At 71.8% G+C, this 16,574-nt stretch carries 13 protein-coding genes; 6 read left to right on the top strand and 7 right to left on the bottom strand.

The window, feature by feature from the left end; genetic code table 11:
- Positions 1–1,293 carry a cytochrome P450 gene (locus DMB42_RS49070; RefSeq protein ID WP_125647957.1) on the bottom strand — a complete coding sequence of 431 codons (1,293 nt, stop codon included), beginning with the start codon at positions 1,291–1,293 and terminating at the stop codon, positions 1–3.
- Between the two features lie 212 nt (positions 1,294–1,505).
- Between DMB42_RS49070 and DMB42_RS49065 the strand changes: the two genes are divergently transcribed.
- A complete protein-coding gene (locus DMB42_RS49065) occupies positions 1,506–2,462 on the top strand; it encodes an acyl-CoA desaturase (protein ID WP_125647955.1) in 957 nt (318 codons plus the stop codon).
- Between the two features lie 6 nt (positions 2,463–2,468).
- Here the strand turns inward: DMB42_RS49065 and DMB42_RS49060 are convergent, their stop codons facing one another.
- Genes DMB42_RS49060 through DMB42_RS49040 form a run of 5 tightly spaced genes read right to left on the bottom strand, consistent with a single transcriptional unit; the run spans position 2,469 to position 9,013 of the window.
- Entirely contained in the window at positions 2,469–5,078 is a 2,610-nt protein-coding gene (locus DMB42_RS49060; RefSeq protein WP_185845272.1) for an alpha-L-rhamnosidase, read from the bottom strand.
- On the bottom strand, positions 5,075–6,064 hold the full coding sequence (locus DMB42_RS49055; protein ID WP_125647949.1) for a serine hydrolase: 990 nt from the start codon (positions 6,062–6,064) through the stop codon (positions 5,075–5,077). Before DMB42_RS49055 ends, DMB42_RS49060 begins: the two co-directional genes overlap by 4 nt.
- Positions 6,061–6,879 (bottom strand): carbohydrate ABC transporter permease, encoded by an 819-nt coding sequence (locus DMB42_RS49050; protein WP_125647947.1) that lies wholly within the window; start codon positions 6,877–6,879, stop codon positions 6,061–6,063. Before DMB42_RS49050 ends, DMB42_RS49055 begins: the two co-directional genes overlap by 4 nt.
- Complete coding sequence (locus DMB42_RS49045; RefSeq protein WP_125647944.1) at positions 6,876–7,730, bottom strand: carbohydrate ABC transporter permease; 855 nt, start codon at positions 7,728–7,730, stop codon at positions 6,876–6,878. Before DMB42_RS49045 ends, DMB42_RS49050 begins: the two co-directional genes overlap by 4 nt.
- Complete coding sequence (locus DMB42_RS49040; protein ID WP_125647941.1) at positions 7,724–9,013, bottom strand: ABC transporter substrate-binding protein; 1,290 nt, start codon at positions 9,011–9,013, stop codon at positions 7,724–7,726. Before DMB42_RS49040 ends, DMB42_RS49045 begins: the two co-directional genes overlap by 7 nt.
- Positions 9,014–9,169: 156 nt before the next feature.
- Between DMB42_RS49040 and DMB42_RS49035 the strand changes: the two genes are divergently transcribed.
- The 3 genes from DMB42_RS49035 to DMB42_RS49025 all read left to right on the top strand — a co-directional run bounded on the left by DMB42_RS49035 (position 9,170) and on the right by DMB42_RS49025 (position 13,729).
- A complete protein-coding gene (locus tag DMB42_RS49035) occupies positions 9,170–10,180 on the top strand; it encodes a LacI family DNA-binding transcriptional regulator (protein WP_125647938.1) in 1,011 nt (336 codons plus the stop codon).
- A 70-nt stretch (positions 10,181–10,250) separates the two neighbouring features.
- Complete coding sequence (locus tag DMB42_RS49030; protein ID WP_125647935.1) at positions 10,251–11,834, top strand: hypothetical protein; 1,584 nt, start codon at positions 10,251–10,253, stop codon at positions 11,832–11,834.
- Positions 11,835–11,854: 20 nt separating this feature from the next.
- Positions 11,855–13,729 (top strand): hypothetical protein, encoded by a 1,875-nt coding sequence (locus DMB42_RS49025; protein ID WP_221762708.1) that lies wholly within the window; start codon positions 11,855–11,857, stop codon positions 13,727–13,729.
- Here the strand turns inward: DMB42_RS49025 and DMB42_RS49020 are convergent.
- A complete protein-coding gene (locus tag DMB42_RS49020; protein ID WP_185845271.1) occupies positions 13,699–14,271 on the bottom strand; it encodes a TetR/AcrR family transcriptional regulator in 573 nt (190 codons plus the stop codon). The two genes, DMB42_RS49025 and DMB42_RS49020, sit on opposite strands and share 31 nt — an antisense overlap.
- A gap of 180 nt (positions 14,272–14,451) precedes the next feature.
- Here DMB42_RS49020 and DMB42_RS49015 point away from each other — a divergent pair, with 180 nt between their 5' ends.
- Positions 14,452–15,309, top strand: a complete 858-nt coding sequence (locus tag DMB42_RS49015; RefSeq protein ID WP_125648012.1) for an alpha/beta hydrolase — start codon at positions 14,452–14,454, stop codon at positions 15,307–15,309.
- 10 nt (positions 15,310–15,319) lie between these two features.
- Positions 15,320–16,573 (top strand): ABC transporter substrate-binding protein, encoded by a 1,254-nt coding sequence (locus tag DMB42_RS49010; protein WP_125647929.1) that lies wholly within the window; start codon positions 15,320–15,322, stop codon positions 16,571–16,573.
- The last annotated feature ends 1 nt before the right edge of the window (position 16,574 follow it).

Raw genomic sequence — 16,574 nt, 5'->3', positions numbered from 1 at the left:
TCAGCCTTCCCGCCTCTCGGCGCCGAGCCCGATGTTGAAGGTGTCGGGGAAGATCCCGAGTGTGCGTTCGACGTGGCCCGCGGGCGGCGGCAGCGGGCGCAGGCCGGGACGCAGCAGCAGCCGGCGTACGGTCTCGGCGATCACCACGCCGGCCAGGTGCACGCCGAGGCAGGCGTGATGACCGGAGCCGAAGAACAGGTGATGGTGGCGGGGACGGTCGAGGCGGAACTCCTCGGGCTCGGGCACCACGTCCGCGTCGAACATGGCCGAGGCCGGCGCCGCCAGCACGAACGTGCCCGCGGGGATCACCGTGCTGCGCGGGGTGCCGGCGGCCAGGACGTGGTCGCGCTCGCACAGCCGGGGAAGCAGCTTGAAGAACGGGCTGAACCGCAGGGCCTCCCACACGTACGGATCGAACCGTCCGGGGTCGTCGGCGACGGCCACGGCCTGCGCGAGCACCCGCGGGCGCAGCAGGAGCTGCTCCACCGCCTCGACCATGGCCCCCGGCGCGCTCTCCACGAAGCCCAGCGGCAGCCCGGCCATGTTGACCACGATCCGGTCGTCGGTCACGGCGGGCGGGGAGGCGCGGACCAGGCGGGCGAAGACGTCGTCGGGGAGGTCGCGGCCGGCCCGCAGGGTGGCCCGGTGCTGGGCGAGGCGGTCGCTCAGGTGGTCGACCAGCTCGCCGCCCGCCTTGACGGACGCGGCCTGGAGGTGCGGATCTCCGCCGAAGTTGGCGAAGCCGTCGGCGACGATGGCCCGCGTCCACCCGCCCAGGGTCTGCGGATCGGGGCCGGGGACGCCGAAGTACCGTGCGCACACGCCGAGGGCGACCGGGCGGAACAGCCCGTGGACCGCTTCGAGGCGCCCGCCGGGCCGGGCGGCGTCGAGCAGTTCGTCGGCGAGGCGGCCGGTCAGCTCGCGCACGTCGGCCGCGTCCCGAGGGTCGAGCACGAACTGCATCAGGCCCTTCTCCCGCCAGTTCATCGGCGTGGCGTCCCGGCCCAGCATGAACGGCGCGCCCAGGGCGGCGTCGAGACGGGGGCCGAAGGCGCGTACGGAGAAGACCTGCTCGTGGGAGAGCACCTCGGTGACGTCGGCGAAGCGGGTCACGACCGTGAAGGCGGGGGTGACGAAGACGGGACGCCGCTCGCGCAACTCGGCGAACAGGCTCCGCCAGTCGGTCCGCATCCACTCCCTGACCAGGCCGAACGCGGACATCGGGTCCTTGGCCAGGGCGTCGTCGTATCTCTCCAGATAGCCGCCCGTGGTCGCCCGATCGACAACACCCATTGCGTTGGACCTTCCGCCTGATGTCGGAGCGCACAGTGATGATCACGTTGTGCAATCACAATCTAGGGAGGCGTCACACCGTTTCTTCATGACGGCCGGGTGCATTGTTTTGCTTCCTCACGGTAATCATCCCGTCACTCTCAGGACATTGCCGCAGTCCATGGGCCTGGCCGTTGAATAAGGAGCCTGTGTACCGCTCATGGGAGGAAAACGTGACGTCACCCATGCCGCAGCCCGGCACGGCGGAGACGGTGACGGTCACCACCGGCCGCCGCGCCGCGTACCTGGTCGTGCTGGTCGTCCTGCCGGTGTTGCTGCTGGCTCTCGCGGTGCCGGCCGCCTGGGGGTGGGGCATCGGCCCCCGCGACCTGGTCGTCGCGGTCGTGATGTACCTGGTGAGCATCTTCGGGATCGCCATCGGCTACCACCGCCTCTTCACCCACCGCGCGTTCAAGGCCAACCGGGCGCTGCGGATCGCGCTCATGCTGGCCGGCGGCATGGCCGTCGAGGGGCCTCTCATGTTGTGGTGCGCCGAGCACCGCCGCCACCACAAGTACGCCGACCGCGAGGGCGACCCCCACTCGCCGTGGCGCTACGGAGACACCGGCCCGGCCCTGCTGCGCGGCATGCTGCACGCCCACATCGGCTGGTTCTACACGGCCCGTCACCGCTCCAGCCGCCGCCACTGGGTGCCGGACCTGCTGGCCGACCCGGACGTGCGACGTTTCGACGCCGCCTACCCGGCGGTCGTCCTGCTGTCGTTCGCGCTTCCGGCGGCGGCCGGCGGGCTGTGGTCGATGTCGTGGTCGGGCGCGTGGAGCGCGTTCCTGTGGGGCGGCCTGGTCCGCTACGCCGTGGTGCACCACGTCACCTGGTCGGTCAACTCGATCGCGCACACCTTCGGCGACCGCCCGTTCCGTACGCGGGACCGTTCGTCCAACGTGTGGTGGGTGGCGATGCTGACGCTCGGCGAAGGCTGGCACAACTGGCACCACGTGGAGCCGACCTGCGCCCGCCACGGCGTGCTCAAGGGCCAGTTCGACCCCAGCGCGCGGCTGATCCGCTGGTTCGAGCGGGCGGGCTGGGCCCACGGCGTACGCTGGCCCAGCCCCGACCGTCTGACGACCCACCGCGTCGACCACAGCCCGGAGGCCGGCTCGCTGCGCTAAGGCTCGCTAGCCCAGGTCGTCCCATTCCTGGAGCAGGTGGGCCGTGGCCGCCGCGGGGGCCGTGAACGACCAGCGGCCCGGCGGCAGGTTCAGCGCGCAGCCCCCGTCGGCCAGCCTGGTGGTCGGCAACTGCTCGCTGAGGCCCATCAGGAACGTGCCGTTGACGGTCATCCCGTCCCACGCGCCGCGTACGGGCAGCACCGCGCGGGCGGTCACGCCCTCCGGGACGGCGAAGGTGAACTGGACCCCGTCGGGCCCGGCCCGCCAGCCCGACTCGACGGCCCCGGACGCGCTCTCGTAGCGGGCGTGCGCCTGGCGCAGCAGCGGGACCGGCCCGGGACGCAGCAGCAGCTCGCCGAAGCCGCCTCCCGTGCCGCGCGGGTCGTCGCCGAGGCCCGCGACGTGCCGGAACAGCCAGTCGCCCACGCAGCCGTAGGCGTAGTGGTTGAAGGAGTTCATGGCCGGGGTCTGCAGACCGTGCCGGTGGTGCCAGGCGTCCCAGCGCTCCCACATGGTCGTCGCCCCGGCGCGGAGCTGGTAGCGCCAGGACGGATAGCCCTCCTGGTTGAAGATCCGGCACGCCAGGTCGTGGTGGCCGGTCTCCGACAACACGGGCAGCAGCAGGGGCGTGCCGACGAAGCCCGTCATGAGCCGGTGCCCGTCGGCGCGGACCAGTTCGGCCAGCGCCTGCGCCGACGCGGCCCGGTCCTCGGGCGGGACCAGGTCCCAGGCCAGGGCGACGGCGTAGCCGGTCTGCGTCTCGGTGTGCAGCCTCGGCCCGTTGAGGAAGGCCCGCTGGAAGGCGCCCGACACGCGGGTGAACGCCTCGCCGTACTCCGGCGCGTGCGGCTCGCCGAGCACGTCGGCCGCGTACGAGATCAGGCGCAGGCTGCGGGCGAGGGCGGCGGTGGCGATGAGGCTCTTGGGCGTCTCGACCGTGCCGGGGGCCAGCCAGTCGCCCAGGGCCCTTCCCGGCCTGAGGCCGTCCTCGGCCTGGGCCAGGCAGTAGTCGGCCCACCGCCGCATCGGTTCGTACGCGCGGCGCAGCGTGCGGTCGTCGCCGTAGCGCCGCCACAGCAGCCACGGCACCTCGACCAGCGCGTCGGACCAGACGGGGGAGTCGTATCCGTACTCGGGCAGGACCGGCGCGACGTGCGGGACCGCGCCGTCGGCGCGCTGCCCGTCGATCAGCGTCGTCACCCAGCCGGACAGGAACGCCTGCGTGTGCCGCAGGAAGCTGAGCGTCGAGCCGAACACCGAGATGTCGGCCGTCCAGCCGGTCCGCTCGTCACGCTGGGGGCAGTCGGTCGGCACGCTCACCAGGTTGCCGTCCGCCGACGCGCCGATGTTGGCGACGAGCTGCCGTACGGCGGGGTCGCTCACGGTCAGCGAGCCGGTGACGGCGAGCGCGGAGGACAGCAGCACCGCCTCCAGGTCGTCCGGCGTCAGCGGGCCGGGCCAGCCGGTGATCTCCGCGTAGCGGAACCCGTGCAGGGTGAACGCGGGCTCCACGACGTGCGGGCCGGGGCCGAGGACGAACTCGTCACGCTGGTCCGCGCTGCGCAGGTTGTCGGTGTAGAGCCGCCCGGTCGCGGTCAGCTCCTCCCCGTGCCGCACCTCGATCCGTACGGGGCCCGGCGCGTCGACGCGCAGCCGTACGCGCCCGACGACGTTCCGGCCGAAGTCGGCCACCTGGACGCCCGGCTCGGGTTCGGTCACGGTCACGGCGGGCGCCGTGCCGATCACCCGTACCGGGGGAGCGGGGTCGGCCTCGACCACGATCTCCGGAGCCGGGACCTCCACGGCGGGCCCGGCCTCCTGGGAAGGGGCCTGGACGGTCTCGCCCATCACCAGGTCGGCGCGCGGGCGGCCGAGATCCCGCCGGGTCCAGGCCGCGTCCGTGGCGAACGTGCGGCGGATCCCGTCGTCGTCCCGTACGAGCACCTGGGCGCTGGCGGCCGGCCGGTCGCCGTAGCGGTGGGGGCCGCCGCCGGCGACGTGTCCGGCGTACCAGCCGGGGGCGAGCCACAGCTCCAGCTCGTTCTCGCCGGGGACCAGCAGGTCCGTCAGCTCCAGCAGCCGGTAGCGCGTGCGGTGGGCGTAGTCGGTCCAGCCGGGGGCCAGCTCCTCCTCGCCCAGTCGTACGCCGTTGAGCAGCGCCCGGTAGACGCCCAGCGCGGTCGCGGCCAGCCAGGCGCGCCCGGCGGCGGGATCCCAGGTGAACGACCCGCGCAGGCTCACCGCCGCCCTGGGGTCGCCGGCCAGCCAGGGGGCCTCCCACGCGCCGCGCGCCCGCAGGCCCGTGGTGAACGCGCCGGTCGCGTGCCCTTCCACACTCCACGTGTACGGCGTCAGCGGCGCCAGCCGATCGTCCGGCACGTCCACGCCGTACGAGCCGGCGGGCGCGGACGACCGCCACACCTCGCGCCCGTCCGCGCGGACCACCACGGTGGCCTCACCGGGCAGCCGGGCGTCCCACGACAACCGGGGCGACGGCTCGTCCACGCCCACCGGATCCACGAGACCGCACGTCAGGCCCGCCCGCACCCCGCTTGGAGCCGAACGGATGTAGGGCGTCTGCGCGCCCGAGACCCGTACCCCCGAATCCCGGTTCACGCATCTAGCCCGGTGGTGAAGGCGTTGTGCAGGCCGTCCACGTCGACGCCGGACAGGCTCGGCGCCATCACGTTGATCAGCAGCACGAAGCACGCGTCCTGCTCCGGGTACATCCACCACTGGCAGCCCGAGGCGCCGCCGTGGCCGTACAGCCGGCGTTCGAGCAGCCCGGGGGCCGAGTGGCGCAGGTTCCAGGTGAGTCCCCAGTCCTGCCCGGCGTTGACCGGGTCGGGTTGCAGCTTGACCAGGCCCGTCGTCTGCGGGGTCGTCATGGCGGCCAGGGTGGTCGGGTGGATCAGTCGGCGGTCGCCGCGCAGCAGCGCGCCGCCCAGCGCGAGGAGGTCCTCGGCACGGGAGAACAGCGCACCCGCGGGGTGGCGCAGTCGTACGAACTTGTCGAAGTCGAAGCCGGGGCCGAGCAGGTCGAGGCCGTGGACCTCGGCCGCGTCGCACGCCGGGTCGAACGTGATCCGCCCGCCGCCCGGCACCAGCGTGTTCAGGTCGGCGTCGATCACCTCGGCCACGTCGCGGCCGGTGACGTCGCGGACCATCTCCGCGATCCCGGCGAAGGCCAGGTTGGAGTAGTGGCTGAGCGTGCCCGCCTCGAACATCGACGGCGCGGTGAGAAGGTGCTCCACCAGGTCGTCGGGCGTCAGCGTCTGCTCGGCGATGCCGCTGGTGTGGGTGAGCAGGTGCCAGAGCGTCACGTCGGGCCGCGCGAAGTGGGGCAGGACGTCCCGCAGCGGGCGGCGCAGCGACAGCAGGCCGCGCTCGACCTGGCGCAGGGCGGCCAGGCCCACCAGCGGCTTGGTCACCGAGAACAGCGCGAAGTGGTCGTCGGTCCTCGTCCCGCGGCCGTCGTGCTCGCCGAACGCCTCCAGCACCTGGATACCGTCGGAGGTGGCGGCGCCGAACACCGCGCACGGCAGCCGCCCCTCCTTGATCTCGCGCCTGACCCAGTCGAGCGCGATGTCGTGAGTGGTCATCCCTTGAGTGCACCTTCCGTAAGACCGGCCAGGACGCGCTTCTGCGCGACGACGTACACCGCCACGAGGGGCAGCGTGGTGAGCAGGACGTGGGCGAAGACGAGGTTCCAGTTCAGGCTCTGCAGGGTGCCGGAGGCGAACTGGAACAGGCTCAGCGGCAGCGTGGCGTTGTCGCTGCCCTGGAGCAGGAAGAGGGCGAAGAAGAAGTCGTTCCAGACGTTGATGATCAGGATCACGCCGCCGACGAACAACACCGGCCGCAGCAGGGGCAGCAGGACGCGGACGAAGACCTGCGGACGGGAGGCGCCGTCGATGGCCGCGGCGTCCTCCAGGTCGCGGGGGAACGAGCGCACGAACCCGGTCGCCAGGAAGATCACGATGCCCAGGCGGCAGCCGGTCATCGTCAGCACGTAGCCGAGCGAGCCGCCGTCCAGCGACAGGGCGCGCAGCAGGTAGACCGTCGGGATGATCGACGGCGGCAGCAGGATCGACAACCCCATCACGAAGTAGGCCGCCTGCAACCACCGCGACCGGCTGCGCCCGAACGCCCACGCCGCCGCCGCGCCGAGGAGCACCACGGCCACCACGATCGGCACGGTCACCTTGAGGCTGTTGACCAGCCCCATCACGTAGCCGCCCCGGTCGAGCACGATGCCGTAGTTCTCGGCGATCGCCCACGTCCTGGGCAGGCCGAGGCCCAGCTCGGCGGCCTCGCCCGCGGGCTTGAAGGAGTTGACGACCACGAGCCAGACGGGCACGAGCACCCACGGGATCGCGAAGAGCGTCAGCGCCGCGTACTTCAGGACCGCTCTCATCCCGTCACCTCCCTGCGCCGCAGCCACCACACGAGGGGCACGGCGGTGGCGATCACCAGCAGCGTCACGGTGAACCCCAGCGCGCTGGCCGAGCCGAAGAAGCCCTGACCCCACTGCTGGCGCATCACCACGTTCAGGGCCCGCGTGTGGTCGCCGGGCCCGCCGCCGGTGGTGGCGGCGATCACGTCGTACGCGCTGAGCGCGCCCACCAGCGTGACCGCCACGTTGAAGGTCAGCGCCGGGGCGAGCAGCGGGAACACCACCCGCCGCAGCCGGGTCCACGGGCCGGCCCCGTCGACGGTCGCCGACTCCAGCAACGACTTCGGGATGGAGTTGAGGCCCGCGATGTAGACGAGGGTGATCAGCCCGCTCCACTTCCAGGCGTCGATGAACGCGACCACCACCAGCGCGGTGGACGGTTCGCCCAGCCACGCCCATTCGATGCCGAGGAAGGAGTTGACCGCGCCGTCGGGGGCCAGCAGCCCGCGCCAGATGTACCCGGCGGCCAGCGGCGAGATGAGCGTCGGCAGGAAGAACGCCGAACGGAAGACGGTGTTGATCCTGCTGGTCCGCTGGAGGGCCAGGGCCAGCGAGAGGCTGACCGTGTTCTGGATCGCCATGCACAGGATCGCGTACAGCACGGTCACGGTGACCGCGTTGGCCAGCAGGTCCTGGTCGATCAGCGTGCGGATGTTCTCCAGCCCGTTCCAGGTGATCTCGGCCCGGAAGCTCGTCCAGGAGGAGAACGCGAACCGGACGTTGAGCAGGAACGGGGCGACGAAGAAGACCGTGACCAGCACGATGGCGGGCAGGGCCCACGGCAGCCAGGCCGCCCTGTTCCGGATCACCATCCGGGCAGTCCCGCCGCCTTGGCCGCCTGCTCGACCTGGCCCTGCAGCTGGGTCGCCGCCTTCTGCGGGTCCTTCTGCCCGGCGATCAGCTCGGACATGAGCTGGGCCAGCCCGCCCATGCCCGGGATGTCGGAGTTGAAGGCGATGACCGCGCCGGTGTCGTACGCCTTCTTGACGTCCTGCAGCACGGACGAGACGCCCTGCGGGTCGGGCACGTCCTTGAGCACGGGGAAGGTCTTGGACGCGGCGATGTACTCGGCGTAGGCCGGGCCGGTCATGAAGCGCACGAAGTCGAGCGAGGCCTTCTCGCGCGCCGCGTCACCGGTTTTGGGCAGGTAGAACGTGCCGATCGGGCCGGGCGCGTACGTCACGAGGGGCTTGTCGCTGGACAGGCCGACGAAGCCGACGGCGTCGTCGACGGTCTTCTGGTCGCCGCCCGCGGCCGCGAGCAGGGCCGGGAGCATGTCGGAGTGCTGGGCGACCATGGCGGCCTTGCCGGTCACGAGGGACTTCATGGAGTCCTCGAACTTGGCGGTGACGATGTCCTTGTTGAAACAGCCGTCGGCCTTCAGCTTGGCGTAGGCGGTCAGGCCGGAGACGAAGGGCGAGCCCGCGTCGGCCAGCGTGCTGCTGTGGCCCGCGATGGCCTTGCCGTACGCGTTGCCCTGGTTGGCGCCGGCGAGGTAGAGGATGGGCAGGATCTGCACCGGCCAGATCGAGCCGCCCGACTCGAAGACCGGGGTGACCCCGGCGGCCTTGAGCTTGGGGCAGGCGGCGGCGAGTTCGGTGAAGTTCGCGGGCGGGGTCAGACCGGCCGCGGTGAAGACCTTCTTGTTGTAGTAGAGGCCGAAGACCTGGGGGAAGCCGGTGATGGCGGCGTAGACCTTGCCGTTGACGGACCCGGCGGACTTGTAGAGGTCGCCGGACCTGGCGATGTACGCCTCGCCGGTCAGGTCGCGCAGGTTCTCGGCCGGGTTGAGGGCCAGCAGGCCGCTCGTCGTCGCGTGGTACTCCAGGACGTCCGGGCGGTCGCCGGTGGCCCACTTGGTCTGGGTGGTGTCCTCGAAGCCGTCGGACGGGATCGACACGAGCTCGACCTTGTGGCCGGACTGCTTCTCGAACTTCTTGTACATCTCCAGCAGCGGCGCCGGGTCCGCGCTGTTGTGCCAGATGGTCAGTTTCACCTGACCGGTCCCCTCCGGGGCGGAGGACCCGCAGCCGGAGAGGGACAGGGCGAGGACGGCGCCGATCGCCGCGCCGAGCGGACGAGATGGTGCTCTCACGCCCGTGCTCCTGTTCATGAGGGGAGAATTGTGTAGAACGTTCTACGGCATGGTAGAAAGGTCCGTCAAGGGGTGGACCCGAGGAGCATCGACGGGCTAGCCTCTGCTCTCGGCAATGTGTGTAGTTCGTTCTACGAGAACCCAAAAGGATGGCGTGTGACGAGCGGACGGGTGACGATCGCCGACGTGGCCAGGCGGGCCGGGGTTTCCACGGCCGCCGTGTCGAAGGTGGTCCGCGGGGCCTACGGCGTGAGCGCGGAGATGCAGGCCAAGGTGTCACAGGCCATCGACGAGCTGGGCTACCGCCCGCACGCCGCGGCCCGGGCCCTGCGCGGACGCACCTACACCCTCGGCGTCATGCTCTCCGACACCCGCAACCCGTTCTTCCCCGACATCATCGAGGGCGTCACCGGCCGGCTGGGCGACACCGAGTACCAGGTGCTGCTCGGACCCGGCGGGATCGAGCCCAAGACGCAGGCCCGGATGACCGACGCCATGATCGACCGGAGCATGGACGGGCTCATCCTGATCTCGCCGGTCATGACCGACGCCGAGCTCGCCGCCATCGCGACGGCCATCCCGGCCGTCGTGGTGGGCAGGCACGGCGGCGCCGCGGCCTACGACTCGGTCGTGGACGACGACGTGATGGGCGCAAGGCTCGTGGTCGACCACCTGGTCGGGCTCGGGCACACCCGGATCGCGCACATCACCCACCTGGAGCGGGCCCGCGCCCAGGGACTGCCGCACACGGTGCGCGCCGAAGGCTACCGCCAGGCGATGCGCGCCCACGGGCTCGACGACGACGTACTGGCCACCTCCTTCACCGAGGAGGGCGGCTTCGAGGGCGCGCGGGAACTGCTCGCGCGCGACGACCGGCCCACCGCGATCTTCGCCGGGGCCGACATCGCGGCGCTCGGCGTGCTGCGCGCCGCCGACGAGGCGGGCCTGTCGGTGCCGGAGGACCTCTCCGTCGCCGGGTACGACAACATCGGCATCGCCTCGCTCAAGCGCATCTCGCTCACCAGCGTCGACCAGGACGGACAGGTGATCGGCGCGACCGCCGCCCGCCTGCTCCTCGAACGCATCGAGGGACGCGCGCGATCGGTGACCTCGTCGGTGTCGCCGACGCTGATCGTCCGCGGAACCACGGGACCGCCTCGCCTCTGAGAAACCGGCCGCACCTCGGGGGACTGTCGCGGGCCATGTATTAAAACGATTCGATGGAAGGACCCCCCACGTGAGACGACTCGCTCTCCTCGCCCTTCTCCTCCCGCTGGTCGCGCCCGCGCAACCGGCCCTAGCCCAGGCTGCCGCCCCGGCGGTCTGCCCGGTCAGGGTCGATCCCGCCGCGTTCGCCTCCGAGGCCCGCCTGAGCACCCTGGCCGGGCAGCAGGCGGCGTTCGGCCCCCGGCCGACCGGCTCCGCCGCGCACGCCGGCTACGTCGACTGGCTGGAGGACGAGATGGCGGCCATCCCCGGCCTTCAGCTCTCCTCCCAGCCCTACACCATCGACCGCTGGGACAACCTCGGCACCGGCCTGACCGTCGGCGGCGCGGCCGTACAGGTCGCGGTGCCCGTGCCGTTCTCCTCCTCGACCGGCGCGGGCGGCGTGTCGGCGCCGCTCGTCCACCTGGCCGCCGGGACCAACATCACCGCGGCCAACGCCGCCGGGAAGATCGTCGTCCGCGACCTGCCGTGGACCAACGTGCCCAACCTGCTGTTCTATCCGCCCACGCTCGGCTACTCCATGTACGACCCGGGGCTCACGATCAACCTGCTCGGCTCGGAGTCGATGGAGGCCCCGGCCGCGGCCGACGCCGACCTCAAGGCGGCCGCCGCCGCGGGCGCGCTGGGCGTGATCGAGATCAGCCAGCTCCCGCACGCCCAGATCAAGGACATGTACGCGCCCTACGAGGGCCTGCCGTACGGCGTGCCGGGCGCGTACGTCGGCGCCGACCAGGGCAAGCAGATCAAGGCCGCGCTGGCCGCCGGGCAGCCGGTCCAGGGCGCGCTGACCGTGAACGCCGCCTGGACGCCGACGACGACCCGTACCCTGTTCGCGACGCTTCCCGGCGGGAGCGACCAGAAGATCGTCGTGGAGAGCCACACCGACGGCATGAGCGCGGTGTGGGACAACGGCCCGCTCACCATGATCGAGATGGCCCGTTATCTGTCGTCGCTGCCGGTGGAGTGCCGTCCGCGTACCGTGCAGTTCGCGTTCGTGACCGGCCACCTCTACCAGCACCTGACCGGTCCGGACGTGCGCGAGGGCGGCGCCGGCCAGCTCGCCGCCCAGCTCGACGCCGAGTACGACCAGGGCAAGGTCTCCTCCGTCGTCGTGCTCGAACACCTCGGCGCCAAGCGCTACGACGCGGTCGCCAGGCCGAACGGCCTGCCGGGCAAGCAGCTCGTCGCCAGCCCCACCCTCACCGAGCTGCTGTGGGTCCCCGTCAGCGAGAGCACGCCGCTGCGCGAGCTGGTCAAGGGCCACATCCAGTACTGGGACGTGCGGCGCACCGCGATCCTCAAGGGCCTGTCGGCGGCCGACCTCGCCACGGTGCCGCACCACTGCAGCTTCGGCGGCGAGGGCACGCCGTACAACCAGCACCTGCTGCCCGTCATCGCGCCCATCGCCGCGCCCAAGACGCTGTTCTCGCCGCAGTTCGGCCCCGAGGCGATCGACCTGCCGGTGATGCGCAAGGCGTCGCTCGCCTTCACCGACGTCGTGCTCGATCTCGGCCCGATGGCCCAGTCGGACGTCGCGGGCGACGTGACCGCCATGCGCCAGCAGCGCGCCTCCGGCACGCCGGGGTGTGCGTGAGCGTGGACAGGAGGGCACTCGTGCGCCGGCACACCGTCGCCGACGCCGGGTGCCCGCTCACCGTCGGCAACGGGGAGTTCGCCTTCACCGCCGACGCCACCGGGCTGCAGACCTTCGCGCCGCTGGGCACGCAGGCGCAGTGGGGCTGGCACACGATGCCGAACCCCGAGGGGCACGTGCTGGAGGACGCCTTCACCGACTACGACGGCGTCGGCTACCCGGACCTCTACCCGGCCACCCAGGCGGGCGGCTGGCTGCACGTGAACCCGCACCGCCTGCATCTGGGCCGGATCGGCCTCGACGCCGACGAGGCGGCCCCGCTCGGCCGGTCGGCGCAGACCCTCGACCTGTGGACCGGCACGCTGTCCAGCTCCTTCGAGCTGGGCGGCCTGCCGTACGAGGTGGAGACGGTCTGCCACCCCGAGCGGGATCTGCTGGCCGTCCGCGTGGTGGGCGGGGCGGGGATCAGGATCGCCTTCCCCTACGCCAGTGACGGCTGGCACACCACCGCCGACTGGGACAAACCCGACCGGCACACCACCACGTACATCCGGCGTGGCTCGCGCTGCGACTTCACCCGCGTCCTGGACCAGGACCGCTACCACGTGGCGGCCGAGTGGACGGGACCGGCGGAGCTCACGTCGCCCGCCGATCACGTGTACCTCATCCAGGGCGACGAGCTGGAACTCGTCGTCGAGTTCGCCCGCGAGCCCGTCGGCGCCGCCCTCCCGTCCTTCTCCCAGGTCCGTACGGCCGCCGCCGCCCACTGGGAGCGGTTCTGGACGAGCGGGGGAGCGGTGAGCTTCGAGGGCAGCACCGACCCGCGGGCGCCCGAGCTCGAACGCCGGGTCGTGCTCTCGCAGTACCTCACCGCGGTCAACTGTGCGGGGACCACCCCGCCGCAGGAGACCGGGCTGGCCGTCAACTCCTGGAGCGGCAAGTTCCACCTGGAGATGCACTGGTGGCACGCCGCCCACTTCGCCCTGTGGGGCAGGCCCGAGCTGCTGGAGCGGAGCCTGCCGTGGTACCGCTCGATCCTGCCGCGGGCCAGGGCCACGGCCGCGCGGCAGGGGTTCCGCGGCGCCCGCTGGCCCAAGCAGGTGGGGCCGGAGGGCAGGGAGAGCCCGAGCGAGATCGGCGCGTTCATCGTCTGGCAGCAGCCGCACCTGATCTACTTCGCCGAGCTGCTCCGCCGGGTCCGCCCGGGGGCGCTGGAGGACTACCGGGACCTGGTGTTCGAGACGGCCGAGTTCATGGCCTCCTTCGCCGGTGACGGGCATCTGGGGCCGCCGCTGGTCCCGGCGCAGGAGTCCTATCACGAGTCGCGGCGGTCGGTGCGCGATCCCACGTTCGAGCTGGCCTACTGGTGGTGGGGGCTGGAGACGGCCCAGCGGTGGCGGGGGCTGCTCGGCCTCGGTCCCGACCCGGAGTGGGCGCGGGTCCTGGACGGCCTGGCCCGGCCGGCGGTGCGCGACGGCGTGTACGCGGCCATCGGGGTGGAGCCGTACACGATCAGGACCGACCACCCCTCGATGACCGGCGCGCTCGGGTTCGTGCCGCCCACCCCGCTGATCGACCCGGAGACCATGCGGGCCACGCTGCACGACGTGCTCGCCGACTGGGACCTGGAGAGCACCTGGGGCTGGGACTACCCGATGCTCGCCATGTGCGCGGCCAGGCTCGGCGAGCCCGGCACCGCCGTGGACGCGCTGCTGCTGGACGTGCCGAAGAACACCTATCTGGCCAGCGGCCACAACCATCAGTGGCCCGGCCTGCTGCCCCTCTACCTGCCGGGCAACGGCGGCCTGCTGGCCGCCGTCGCCCACATGGCGGCGGAGGGGTGTTTCCCCGAGGGCTGGCTGGTTCAGGCGGAAGGGGTGGTCTCGATGCCGTGATCGGGGCCGGCCAGCAGGGCGACCGCGAAGTGGTAGAGGTCGCCGGCCGACGACGTCAACGTGGCGACGCGGCCTTCACGCACCTCCGCGGCGATGTACTCGGTGGTCCCGTAGACGATCAGGCGGGGCACCGCGGCGCGCAGCGGAGGCAGCGCGGGATCCTCCAGCCTGGCCCGCGCGGCCAGTGCCCCGAACATGTCGAGGAAGGGCCGGTAGGCGGCGTCGCGCTGCTCGACGGCCCGCTCACCCGCCCTCGGCAACTCCACGAAGTACGCCTGCGCGTACTCCGGGCGCTCCTGCCACCAGCGCAGGTAGGCGGTCGTCCCCAGCCAGAGCTCTTCCCGCCATCCGTCGCCCGCCCCCGACGCGGCCGCGTAGATCGTGTCGATCATGTCGGGCAGGTCGCGCTCGCATCCCGCGAGGAAACACGCCTCCTTGTCGGCGAACTGGGCGTAGAAGGCGTTGCGCGACACCCGCGCGGCGGCGATCACGTCCGGGACGCTCGTGGCCGCGTAGCCGCGTCTCGCGACGAGCCTCAGCATGGCCTCCACGAGGCGGTCCCGCTGGGAGCTGCGCACTGTGTCGGGGGAGAGTCCGTGGCGCCCTCTGGGGAGTGGCCGGGCCGCTGGAACTTCCTTCTGTTCATCTCTTGACATCGCTCACCGATCGTACTTCCCTCTCTTAGGAGACGTTCACGTCTCCAAATAATCATCGAGGTGACCATGGAGAACTTCACCCGTCGGCAGGCGTTGCGGGCAGGGGCGCTCGGCCTCATGTCGGCCGGCTTCCTGTCGTGGACCACCGAGGCCGGCGCCGCCTCCACCATCGAGACGACCTACAAGGCGACGGGTCCGTGGCCGGTCGCCACCGGCACCTCGGGCGGCCACCGGCTCTACTATCCGCAGAACCTGGGCTCGGGCGGCGTCACCCACCCGATCGTCACCTGGGGCAACGGCTCGTGGGCCACCCCGGACAACTACCCGGGCCTGCTCAACCACCTCGCCTCGTGGGGCTTCGCGGTGGTCGCCTCCACCGACACCACCACGGGCACCGGCGCCGAGATCCTCGCCGCCGCCCAGCACCTCGTCGGACTCGGGGGCGACCCGGCCAGCGTCTTCCACGGCAAGCTGGACACCGCCCAGGTCGCCGCCGTCGGCCACTCCCAGGGCGCGGGCGGATCCATCAACGCGGCCAACCACTCCGCCGGGCTGATCAAGACCGTCGTGCCGATCGCCGTACCCGCCCAGTGGATGGCGAGCCCAGGAGACGAGTTCTCCGCCGCCGCCCTGACCTGCCCGGTGCTCTTCCTCAGCGGCGCGGACGACTGGCTGATCTCCTCGGCCGGGACCGTACAGGGCTACTACGACCAGGCCACCGCCGGAGCGGGCAGGGCGCTGCTCAAGGGCGCGGGACACAACGACATCCAGAACTCCGGCGGGGGCTTCCTCGGCTACGTGACCGCCTGGCTGAAGTACCGCCTCCAGGGCGACCTCCAGGCCCGCGGGGCGTTCGCCGGCAGCGCCCCCGAGCTCCCCACCAACACCGCCTGGCAGAACCAGGCCCTCAAGAACCTCACCTAGGAGAACCACCATGGCGGATCTGACGCGGCGTGGGCTCCTCGCCGCCGGCGCGCTCACCCTGCTCGCCGGATGCGGCAAGGACCAGCCCCGGCAGCAGGCCGCGGACGGCAGGCCGCACGGTGAGGTCACCGTCTGGCTGCACGGCTCGCAGGACACCGGCCAGCAGTTCCAGGATCTCGTGCACCGCTACATCGCCGAGTTCAAGGTCGACGTCAAGCTGCTCTACCTGCCCGTGGGCCAGCTCGACGCCAAACTGCTGACCGCCTTCAGCGGCGGCGCCCCGCCCGACGTCTTCAAGATCGGCCACTGGAGCTTCCCCGCGCACGCCAAGAAGCAGCGGCTCGCGCCCGTCGACACCAAGGCGCTCCCGCTGCAGAACTACGAGCCGGGCACGACCACCCCGCTCACCTACCGGGACGTGCCCTACGGCGTGCCCATCGACTTCAACCCCTGCATGCTCTACTACCGCAAGGACCGGTTCAAGGAGGCCGGACTCGACCCCGACAAGCCGCCGACCACCTGGGAGGAGGTCGCCGAGTACAGCGCCAGGCTGACCTCGAAGGACCGCGGACGGGTCGGCCTCCAATGGCTCTACGGCGACCCGCAGTGGGCCCTCATGACGCTGACCGCCCTCGTCCGGGGCAAGGGCGGCGAACTCGTCACGGCGGACGGGACCAAGGCGTCGCTGGCCACCGAGCAGGGCCTCGCCGCCCTGGCGTACATGTCGGGGCTCGGCAACCCCAAGCTGTCCAACCCGCTGGGCGCGCTCGGCCTGTTCTACTCCGGCCAGGCCGCCATGGTCGTCAGCGGCGCCTTCCTCGGCCCCGCGCTGGAGAAGCTGGGCAAGGACCAGCTCACCTTCGGCAAGCAGTACGGCGTCGCGCCCATGCCCACCTGGGCCGGCGGCCCGTCCGTCGTTCCCGCCTACACCTGGGGCTGGGGTGTGGCCAAGGACTCGCCCAACCAGTTCACCGCCTGGCACCTCGTGAACTACCTTCAGGGCGCCCCGTCGGTGGCCGCCAACCTCGACAACGGCATCATCATCCCGACCAAGGGCTGGCGCGAGGCCGGACCGCGCGGCAAGTCCGAGATCATGCAGATCGTCGCCGACAGCCTGCCGCACGTCGACTTCGGCCCGGTCGTGCCCGGCACACTCGAACTGGCGAAGGCCGCCTCCAGTGCCGTCGACTCCGTCGCCCACGGCAAGGCGACCCCCGCCCAGGCCGCGGCGACCTTCGACGCCACCGTGCGACCGGTCCTGTGAG

Origin of the sequence: Nonomuraea sp. WAC 01424 (assembly GCF_003947315.1) — a bacterium.
Taxonomy (GTDB): domain Bacteria; phylum Actinomycetota; class Actinomycetes; order Streptosporangiales; family Streptosporangiaceae; genus Nonomuraea; species Nonomuraea spiralis.
This window is presented reverse-complemented; position numbering and strand designations above follow the sequence as displayed.

Bases quoted from the DNA above. Each gene is read 5' to 3' on its own strand.
- DMB42_RS49070 (WP_125647957.1), bottom strand. From the start codon at position 1,293: ATGGGTGTTGTCGATCGGGCGACCACGGGCGGCTATCTGGAGAGATAC.
- DMB42_RS49055 (WP_125647949.1), bottom strand. From the start codon at position 6,064: ATGACCACTCACGACATCGCGCTCGACTGGGTCAGGCGCGAGATCAAG.
- DMB42_RS49050 (WP_125647947.1), bottom strand. From the start codon at position 6,879: ATGAGAGCGGTCCTGAAGTACGCGGCGCTGACGCTCTTCGCGATCCCG.
- DMB42_RS49045 (WP_125647944.1), bottom strand. From the start codon at position 7,730: ATGGTGATCCGGAACAGGGCGGCCTGGCTGCCGTGGGCCCTGCCCGCC.
- DMB42_RS49020 (WP_185845271.1), bottom strand. From the start codon at position 14,271: ATGCTGAGGCTCGTCGCGAGACGCGGCTACGCGGCCACGAGCGTCCCG.
- DMB42_RS49015 (WP_125648012.1), top strand. From the start codon at position 14,452: ATGGAGAACTTCACCCGTCGGCAGGCGTTGCGGGCAGGGGCGCTCGGC.
- DMB42_RS49010 (WP_125647929.1), top strand. From the start codon at position 15,320: ATGGCGGATCTGACGCGGCGTGGGCTCCTCGCCGCCGGCGCGCTCACC.